The organism is Acidovorax sp. (genome assembly GCF_046339755.1).
Taxonomy (GTDB): domain Bacteria; phylum Pseudomonadota; class Gammaproteobacteria; order Burkholderiales; family Burkholderiaceae_C; genus Acidovorax.
The window spans coordinates 1-6,941 of the sequence record NZ_JBKDTZ010000280.1 but is presented as its reverse complement, the minus strand read 5'-3'; the positions used below and the strand labels follow the sequence as shown (position 1 = coordinate 6,941).

Sequence of the window (6,941 nt, the reverse complement as noted above, 5' to 3'; positions counted from 1 at the left end):
ATCGACTTCGCGTCGCTGTTCCCGCTTTGCCAGGCGATCAAGGAAGCGGAAGCACTCAAGCAAAGGAAGACTGGAAAACCAGCATCGGACTCCAGCGGGAGCGATGGCGGCGCGGCCGATCCAGCCGAGGAGGCCGGGAGTTGATTGATGGAGCGGGGCATGCGAATGCCCCGTCTCATCTTCAACGCTCTCGCAGCCCCCTCGCTGCGAGCACCGCTCAGTCCCACGAAAGGAACTTCGAATGCAACAAGTGATTCACGCTCCAGGTCTGCGCGCCAAAGCCTTCACGGGCGTCGGCAAGTCGATCAGTGACGACGATCTCTGTGCTGGCTGTGCCAACTGCCACTACCGACCAGGTGAGAGCAGCGGGTGCGCCAAAGGCTGGCCAGGGAAAGAAGACGATGATGGATACGTGCAGGAATGCACGGAACTCCAGTAACCACAACCCGGATGGGCATCAAGCCCGCCGGGTCTGGTGTCCGTCGAAACGAAGCACTCCTCAATGACCGAACAACGCACCCCACTCACGGGTTGCCCGATTGAGCAACTCGCAGAGATTTCCTCTGGACATGTTCCTTACGCGACAGCAGTCGCACTGGGTGAGGATCCCAAGCAGCACGATAAGAGCGCCTTGTACAACCATTTGGCATACACGCCCTGGGCTGACTATGGCTGGATCATCTTCTGCAGTGTGGAAGCCGCTTTGGCTGTCAAGGACGAGCATCCTGAGCTTGCCCACCTGATCGACATCTGCGTCGAAGCCCGCGCCTTCTGGCTCAAGCTCGATACCGATGGTCCGCTGATCGATGGACTCCCCTCGTTCGACTGGAAACAGTCTCACTCCGGCAACGACTCCCTCTGACGGGCACCAAGAGCCTGTTGGGCGCTGCCCGTCTTTCGTTGAAAGACGAACGATGAACCAAAACCTGTAGCGACGGCCCCCACGAAGGTCGATCTGCTATTGCAGCTGCTCTGGAGCGCCATCGCGATGGATACGTGCAGGAATGCACGGAGCATCAGTAGCTTCAAATCAGTTTTCACCACCACCCGGACGGGCGCTCGATGCCCGCAGGGCAGGTGTCCGTCGCAAAACGAAAGACGGAAATGAGTAACGAAAAATCGGTGCAGCCCCATGCCAATGTGGTGAGGCTGCTCGGTCTCTTAGCGAAAGCAGGAGCCCTGTCCGTGGAGGAAGGGCCTCTCCTCTCCAACTGGAAGACAGCCCCGCCCAATGGCGATGACCTCAACCAAGTGGTGCACATCGTCGTGCACGAGGAAGGGATGAACATCTCTTACTGCCTGACTGAAGGCGGCATCGCAGAAGGCAACTTCGGCGACGATGGCAGTTTCACCTGCCCTGACATCGAAGGGGACCGGACGCTGTTGCGCATGTACTGGCTGATTCCCTTCGGTCCAGAGGCGGCTGAAAGACCCGCTCTGGACTCGGCGATTGCTGCCCTGTCCACCGAGTCGATCAGCCAGGCCAATGCACGTGCGGCGCTGGTAAGGCTGCGCGACGACATAGAGCGCCATGACGGCCTTCTGGACCGTCAGGAGCGAGTGCCAACCGGGGACGACTACAACATCCTCGTGGAGCGCCTGCGGGCGCCATAGAACGGCGATGTAGCGCTCGCCTAGGCTCCACATGCACCTCAAGATCGGAGTGAGTGTGCGGTGCCGCAATTCGATCCCACGGCACTCGCCGTTGTGATCGCCCTCGAAGCCTCGCGTCAGCGAGGGCTTCCCCAAGTGCCCCCCGGGCACTTCGGAAAGCAGATTTCATGTGTCGGCTACGCCGCCGCAGAATGCTCCAAGCTGGGGAGTCAAAACAACCAGCAGCCCACCGTCCTTCGGGACTTCCACCACCCCTTGCGGGCGCATGTTGCCCTATCGGGGGCCGGCGCCCGTTTTCGATTCAGGAGATGAACATGACGACGAGCGAAAACAGTTTGAAGGTTGTGACTATGGTTCTTGCCGCGTACTCCAGCTCGGAGAACGCTGATGGGCCTTCCTTCGCCACCTTCGAGATCACCCGGGCACTCATTGACCGGTGCCTGCAGCTGGAGCAGCTCGCATCGGAGCACTGCCTCAGCGAGGTCCGGATATCTGCCAGTCCGGTTTGGACACCGCGCGAGGTCGAGAATCAACTGCGCCTGCAATGCGGAGAGTTGGTGCTCGATGTGTCCGGCGCAATGCACTTCACGGATTACCCGAAATACGGCGATTTCGTGATCACCAGCGAGACCCTTCAGATCGACGACATCCGCCGAGCCTTCGACACCTTCCCAGATGGTGCCGTGGTGCGCCGCACCAATACTGCTGAGTTCAAGCTGCAGTCCGAGGTGCAGCCCCGCTATGTCATCAGTCGCGGGTGGCCTCACTACTTCGATCAAGAGCGGAGCAGTGATACCCGTTGGATGTATGACAGCGAGACCCACTCGCTGGTCCATGCAGAGATCCTTGTGGAGGGCGAATGGCTCGACATGAGCCAGGCCGACAAGGTTGATCTGCTGGAATCCCTTAATGAAAACGGTGTTCACACGAATCCCGAGGATCTGGATGTCGAGCAGACCAATAGCAGCGAATGCCCGTTCGAGGCCAACAACCAGGAACGCGAGGCAGCGAGTGCTTGAGTTCTTCTACTCAACGATGCAGGGCGGAAAGAGCACTGCGCTCCTGCAGCGACGCTTCAACCTCGAATCGATCGGCAGGCGTGTGCTGGTGATGACCAGCGCTCTTGACGATCGGCACGGTGTTGGGAAGGTGACATCTCGCATGGGACCGCAGTGCGATGCACTGCTCTTCCAGAGCGACTCCGAGTTTCGCCACCAGGACTTCGCGGAGATCGATGAGCTCTTCATCGATGAGGCCCAGTTTCTGACTGCCAGCCAAGTCAAGCAGATCCACCAGGATCTCTGCGCGGCCCATGGAATGCGTGTCGCATGCTTCGGCTTGCGATCCGACTTCCAAGGCAACCCATTCGAGGGCGGGGCGTGCCTCCTGGCGCTTGCCGACCAGTTGCACGAGATCAGCACGCTGTGTCGCTGCGGCCGTAAAGCCACGATGAACCAACGTGTCGACGCCAAGGGTGTGGCAGTGCGTCTCGGAGACGTGGTGGAGATTGGGGGCGACGGTCGTTATCGGCCAGTTTGCGCACCTTGCTTCTACTGACATCCGAGACCTGACTCAGTGGAGGCATAGATGGAAGTTGAACCCACGGAGGCCGCGCGTTTCGATGCGTCGCTTCCCACCTGCGAGGAGCTGCTGCAGAGCTGCGGAACCTCCTTCTGGTTGAAGGGGGCTCTGCAAAGCGCATTGTCGCGCGATCCGTGTGACGCCGCCGCCGATGCTGACATGCTGGCAGCTGTCTTGCGAAAGCGGATGCAGCGCATCCAAGGGCGCGACTAGCGCGTCGAGCATTACAACGCCGAGGCACTCAGCCGAAGCGAATTTCGAAACCCCAACGGGCACCTGCTGCCCTATGGGGCCGATGCCCGTCCTTTCACAAGAGGATGGATGATGAAGACCAAACCGAACGAAGGTACTGGGAGCGTCCCTGACGCTAGCCAGTGCTGCGGATGCAAGTCCGTGCGGGTGGCGCACGAATCGATCGCCGTCACCGCGCAGCGAGTGCACCGATGATCGAGGAAAGCCAGCAAGCGGCGTCCTACCGGGAATGGGGCGAGAACTATGCCCGAGTGACAGGCGCGGCCAACATCGCGCTGATTTCCACGTGCGATCTGGAGCGAGCCGACAATTTCGCCGCGCGCGTGATGGCGAAGGAAGGTCGGAAGGCTTGGGACGGTGGAGAAGTGAATCGCGCTCTTATCGACGGTGTTCGACGTGAGCGGGACTTCATCGGCGCAGAGTTGGCGCGAAGGCGTGCATCTCGCGCGTCCATCTGTGGCTCTTCCCTAGCGAACTAGCGGCCCTCAATTACTAATTGAGATGCCCGCATCGATTGGAAGTCATCACGCATGCGTGAGGGCTTTCCAAAGTCTCCCAGCGGAGGCTTCGGAAAGCTTGATTTGCTCCGCTTGGCTACGCCTGGCGGTCAATGTTCCTAACTGGGGAATCAAAACAATCAGCAGTCAACGGCAATGGGCACATTGCTTCACTACTTCATCAACCCTCGGGACATCCATTCCCGAGGGGGTGGTGTCCCGATTTTTATCGGAGATCACCACATGCAATCCCACTGGCAATACTATCCAACAGGGGTCCATACCACAGCCCGGATGTTCGGGAAACTCAAGCGACCTGTAGTCCACTTCTGCGATCCCAGCGCCGGCAAGGGCCACCTGATCCGCCACGCGCGAGAGGGGTTCCCTGGAGTCGACGACGCAGATCTGCCATGGTTGGCGGAGTACGCCGATGAGGACGAGTCGCGCGGGCCGTTGCGGCACTCCCTGCGTCACTACGCTAGGCACAAGTTCTCCGATCTGAAGAACGTTTCTGCCGTTGAAATCGACCCGGCGCATCACGCCAGCCTTAAGGAGCTAGGAGCGAAGATTCTGGGGTACGACTTCCTCGAAGTTAGCTCCCTGGCCACTGTTTCTACACTCATGATGAACCCGCCGTTCCAGGCGGGCTGTGCCCACGTGCTTCACGCTTGGGACGTTTTGTATGACGCGGAGTTGGTGGCCATCATCAATGCCGAGACCCTCAGGAACCCGTACACGCGTGATCGCCAGCGGCTGGTGGATCTCATCGCTGCCCATGGCAGTGTCGAGTACCTGGAGGACCAGTTCACGGACGATGTGGAGCGAACCACCAACGTGGAAGTCGCCCTCATCTACTTGGACAAGGTGCCCGCGAAGTACCTCGATGTGGACGCAATGCTGGGCGACCTGCAACGCGGCGACAACGAAGCGGCCGACGCGGACCCCGAAGTCTGCACGGCGCTTGCGCTACCATCGAACTTCATTGAGGACACGTGCTTTCGTTTCCGCCAGGCTGTAGCGGCTGCACGCAAGAGTAGCGAGACGACGGCTGTTGCGGATCACCTCAGGAATGCTTTGGGCCTGACTCTCGATGAGATGCAGGCCAAAGGCCTTGCCAGTTCGTTTCGTGAGGCGTCGGACTCGGTGCGCCAGGTGGCCAGCGAGGACTTTGCCAACCGATACGCAGATCTGAAAAAGCGTGCATGGGGACAGATCCTCCGCTCATCGCTTCTGTCCGACCGGATCTCGAACGAGGCCCGCAAGAGGTTGGAGGCGTCAGCTGCCAGCATCTACGAGTTGGCTTTCACGCCGGCGAACATCCACGGCCTACTGCACGGCGTTGTGCAGTCGATGTCGACCATCTATGCCGACATGATCGATGGTGTTTTCACGAGCATCATTGGCCGGTCGTCAGAGAATGCCGTCTTCTACAAAAGCTGGGCGTCCAATCAGAAGCATCGCATTGGTATGCGGGTCCGCAAGACCCGCTTCATACTGCCGAACTTCAAGTTGGGGCACAACGGTTGCCTTGAGTACGAGACCGCGAAGTTCCTCCAGGATATCGACCTTGCCTTCGGCTATCTGCTGGGGCTCCCGCCCGACTACGAAGGGCTGGTGGCGGGCTACAGCAGACTGCGCCCAGAAAGCGGCGAGCGGATAGAGACAACGCTGTTCGGGATGCGGGTGCATCGTGGGGTTGGCACCTGCCATATCTATCCACGCGACCAGGCAACCATGGACAAGCTGAATCTCTTCGTTGGACGGCACAGAAACTGGATCCCAGGCGACATGTCGGAAGCCAATGAGGACTTTAAGAAGCAGTATGACAAGGCAGAGTCTCTGACCGATGCCTATGTTGCCCTGGAGAAAGAAGGGCGGCGCAATGGCCCTTCGTACCACCACAGCACCCGTTCGCGCGAGAATCGCTTTGGGTACCAGTTGCTTCGGGAAATCGAGGGGCTGGATTCGGAAGGCGAGTACAAGTACTCTCTGGACCGCCTTGAAAAGGCGATTGAGGGTGTTCACGAGGCGCAGGGATTGCGCTGCGGTCCCGCGTTGGCATCAGGTGCGCCAGTGATGGCCATCAGCGCCGCGCCGGATGTCAGCGGGCAATCAAAGGGGGCCCAGCCGGAGCAATTGCTCTTGCTTGCAGCCTGACAAGCCAATGCTTCCGAGTAGGGGCTCAGCACGCGCTGGGTTGCTCTGCTCTGGGGCAATGGGCACAATGGAGTCTTCACCTTCGGGTGAAGGCTTTCCAAAAGGTCTTTTGGGTCTTTCGGAAAGCGATTTCAAGCGGCTGGCTATGCCAGACGATGAAACTCCCAGCTGGGGAGTCAAAACAACCAGCATTCGATTCTCCGCAAGGAGATCACTCAACCCCGGACGGGCCTCGTTGCCCGCCAGGGCCAGGTCCGTCCATTTTTTGATGGAGTTCCTGATGACATTGACAAACGCGAGCACTGGCAAGCGCAGCGGCATGACGTTCCAGCAGTACATGCGCAGACCGGTGTACAAAGTTCAGTGCCACACGATGCAGATCGCCCAGCAGTTATGCGGACTCCAGCCCAAGCAGGGCATGGGCCGCATGACTGCGATGTCGACCAGCGATACGGATGGTCTGACCTTTTTCCGGTGCCTTCCTCGCTACCGTACCGATGCAGCCAAGTCGCTTCGACTGCGCGTTGCTGACCACCTCAAACAGATGCGCCGTGAGGCTGCTCTGATGGTGTGACTTCCTGCCTGCGATCAGCGGGCTAACGCCTGCCTTTCACCAACCCAGGACGGGGCTTGTTGCCCCGGTCGGGGCCCAGGCGCGTCCACTTCCAATCGGAGAGACTCATGGATCACTCACAACCCGGGGTCTCCTCGTTTTCAGTGCAATAAGTGACGGTACGCAAAGCTAGCACTGGCGCGGGGGTGGTCTGGGTAGACCGTTGATTTCATTGACTTTCCTGTTCGCTTTGTAAACGGGTATGGTGGCCTCCCACTTTTGAGGTT

Annotated in this window: 9 protein-coding genes; all 9 read left to right on the top strand. The window is 59.4% G+C overall.

Annotated elements, in window-relative coordinates; genetic code table 11:
• The first annotated feature begins 241 nt into the window (after positions 1 to 241).
• Entirely contained in the window at positions 242 to 439 is a 198-nt protein-coding gene (locus tag ACK59X_RS24220; RefSeq protein ID WP_409960917.1) for a hypothetical protein, read from the top strand.
• A gap of 63 nt (positions 440 to 502) precedes the next feature.
• On the top strand, positions 503 to 862 hold the full coding sequence (locus ACK59X_RS24215; RefSeq protein ID WP_409960916.1) for a hypothetical protein: 360 nt from the start codon (positions 503 to 505) through the stop codon (positions 860 to 862).
• A gap of 242 nt (positions 863 to 1,104) precedes the next feature.
• Entirely contained in the window at positions 1,105 to 1,614 is a 510-nt protein-coding gene (locus ACK59X_RS24210) for a hypothetical protein (RefSeq protein ID WP_409960915.1), read from the top strand.
• A gap of 314 nt (positions 1,615 to 1,928) precedes the next feature.
• The gene (locus tag ACK59X_RS24205) at positions 1,929 to 2,633 is read left to right on the top strand and encodes a hypothetical protein (RefSeq protein ID WP_409960914.1); all 705 of its coding nucleotides are present in this window, start codon (positions 1,929 to 1,931) and stop codon (positions 2,631 to 2,633) included.
• Entirely contained in the window at positions 2,524 to 3,171 is a 648-nt protein-coding gene (locus ACK59X_RS24200) for a thymidine kinase (protein WP_409960913.1), read from the top strand. The genes ACK59X_RS24205 and ACK59X_RS24200 overlap by 110 nt, the downstream gene beginning before the upstream one ends.
• A 30-nt stretch (positions 3,172 to 3,201) precedes the next feature.
• Positions 3,202 to 3,408: a hypothetical protein gene (locus tag ACK59X_RS24195; protein WP_409960912.1), complete on the top strand. Its 207-nt coding sequence runs from the start codon at positions 3,202 to 3,204 to the stop codon at positions 3,406 to 3,408.
• A gap of 230 nt (positions 3,409 to 3,638) precedes the next feature.
• Positions 3,639 to 3,926, top strand: coding sequence for a hypothetical protein (locus ACK59X_RS24190; protein ID WP_409960911.1), 288 nt, complete (start codon positions 3,639 to 3,641; stop codon positions 3,924 to 3,926).
• A 261-nt stretch (positions 3,927 to 4,187) separates the two neighbouring features.
• Positions 4,188 to 6,101: a DUF4942 domain-containing protein gene (locus ACK59X_RS24185; RefSeq protein WP_409960910.1), complete on the top strand. Its 1,914-nt coding sequence runs from the start codon at positions 4,188 to 4,190 to the stop codon at positions 6,099 to 6,101.
• Between the two features lie 67 nt (positions 6,102 to 6,168).
• On the top strand, positions 6,169 to 6,675 hold the full coding sequence (locus ACK59X_RS24180) for a hypothetical protein (protein WP_409960909.1): 507 nt from the start codon (positions 6,169 to 6,171) through the stop codon (positions 6,673 to 6,675).
• Positions 6,676 to 6,941: the final 266 nt, after the last annotated feature.